At 52.5% G+C, this 1,586-nt stretch carries 3 protein-coding genes; all 3 read right to left on the bottom strand.

The annotated features are described in order from the left end of the window. The coding region (locus AC54AF_RS27020; RefSeq protein WP_496639047.1) for an MBL fold metallo-hydrolase at window positions 1-831 on the bottom strand (831 nt) is incomplete at its 3' end. Window positions 832-852: 21 nt separating this feature from the next. Beyond that, window positions 853-1,182: a hypothetical protein gene (locus AC54AF_RS27015; RefSeq protein WP_496639046.1), complete on the bottom strand. Its 330-nt coding sequence runs from the start codon at window positions 1,180-1,182 to the stop codon at window positions 853-855. A gap of 6 nt (window positions 1,183-1,188) precedes the next feature. Then, window positions 1,189-1,586: sugar ABC transporter (locus AC54AF_RS27010; protein ID WP_496639045.1), on the bottom strand; the 398-nt coding region annotated here is incomplete at its 5' end.

Genomic DNA, 1,586 nt, shown 5'->3' with positions numbered 1-1,586 from the left:
GTAGACTATCCTGTAGAGATTGCCTTTGCGTTGGATGTGCGCGAAGCCGAGTTCGCCAAGGTGCATGCCGGCGATGAGGATGTTGTCCGAGCTGACCACATCCAGCAGTTTTGAACGTGTTTTGGCCGAAAGCAGCGGATCTTGGTCGAATGCAATGGATACATCGGGACGCGCAATCTGGATTTGAGGGAAATGAACAATGTCTCCCCAGATCAACAGGCTACGATCAGCGGATTCGATGCGATAACCAGAATGCCCTGCGGTATGCCCCAGTAGGGGCATGGCACTAATACCAGGGAGAACTTCATTATCGGTAAACAGGCGCATCTTCTCCCGATACTGGTCAAACACCTTCCGAACAAACAGGAAGTTTCCGCGAGCACGCTCACTGGCTCGGCTGAGATTGCTATCGTCTTCCCAGAAAGAAACCTCATGCTGGTGGATCACTAACTCCGCATCGGGAAAGGCTGCTTCTCCTGACGAATCAAGCAGCCCCCCGACGTGATCGGGATGTGCATGCGTCAGAAGAATCGTGTCAATGTCGGAGGGTTGTACACCAGCAAGTGCAAGATTCACTTTCAGCTTGCCGCCCCATTGCTTGAATCCCCCTGCCCCTGCATCAATCAAAATTGTACGGCCCCGGCCGCGAACCAAATAGCAGTTGATATGAATGGAAGAGGGGTTGTTCACACCTGCGTCTTGCTGCAACTTTGACGCATCCAACAAATCGATATTGGAGAGTAAATCGAGACTGGCGGAAAGGTATCCGTCACTGATGGCCGTGATCGAAAACTCCCCAATCTGCTGGCTTGGAAATTGCATGTGATTCATTGGCGTATTCCTCACTAATATTCAGTTGCGTGCATGAATGGCCGAGGCCGCGTAGCCAAAGCAACGGATGCGTGCAGTAAGGCCGGTATTTCCTTTGATGATGCCATCCAGTTTTTCCATAAAGAAATCCATGACGGGTTTCGTCCTGAACGGTTCAAGGCGGTATTTGATTTCTGCATATGCATGATATTTTCCCCGGCCATGACGAACACCAACATAGATGATGTGTACGTTCGCCAGCGCAGCTTGAAGCATCCCTGTGCAGAGGTGGGTGCATTGATCGGTGAGTTCCGCCAGATTTCCATCTGACGGCATCTTTTCGGCTGGTATAAATATCGTAACGTTGGGCATTTGGCTCTACCGCGAGATTTGGAGAACGATGTCACTGCCACTCGTCAATTGGCCGGTCATAGGCGCATACAGATGGACGCCTTTCGGAAGATGTTCCGTGCCGAGGTCAACAGAGGGCCCCATCTTCGCCATCCATCGATGTTCAGGGAACCTATCCAATGCGACAGCTTGCATCCGATAAGGAATGAGGCCCATTTCGATGAGCGGCGCCGGGCCGACTGTACTCGTCACCAGATGTTCGTCTTGACCGATGGCAGGTGCGCGGTCAGGGCCGTCATAGAGATTGCGGTGCCAGTCGCTGATGTGCTGCTGCCAGCGCGCGAAATTGCCACCGCCTTTCCGGCGATACTCATCTCCATGAAGTACATCGAGATCGTCGATCGTATGCATGGCGAGGTAGACAG

It is taken from the genome of Janthinobacterium sp. JF4, from assembly GCF_059617925.1.
Note: the sequence above shows the minus strand (reverse complement) of the source record. Positions and strands in the feature narration are given on the sequence as shown.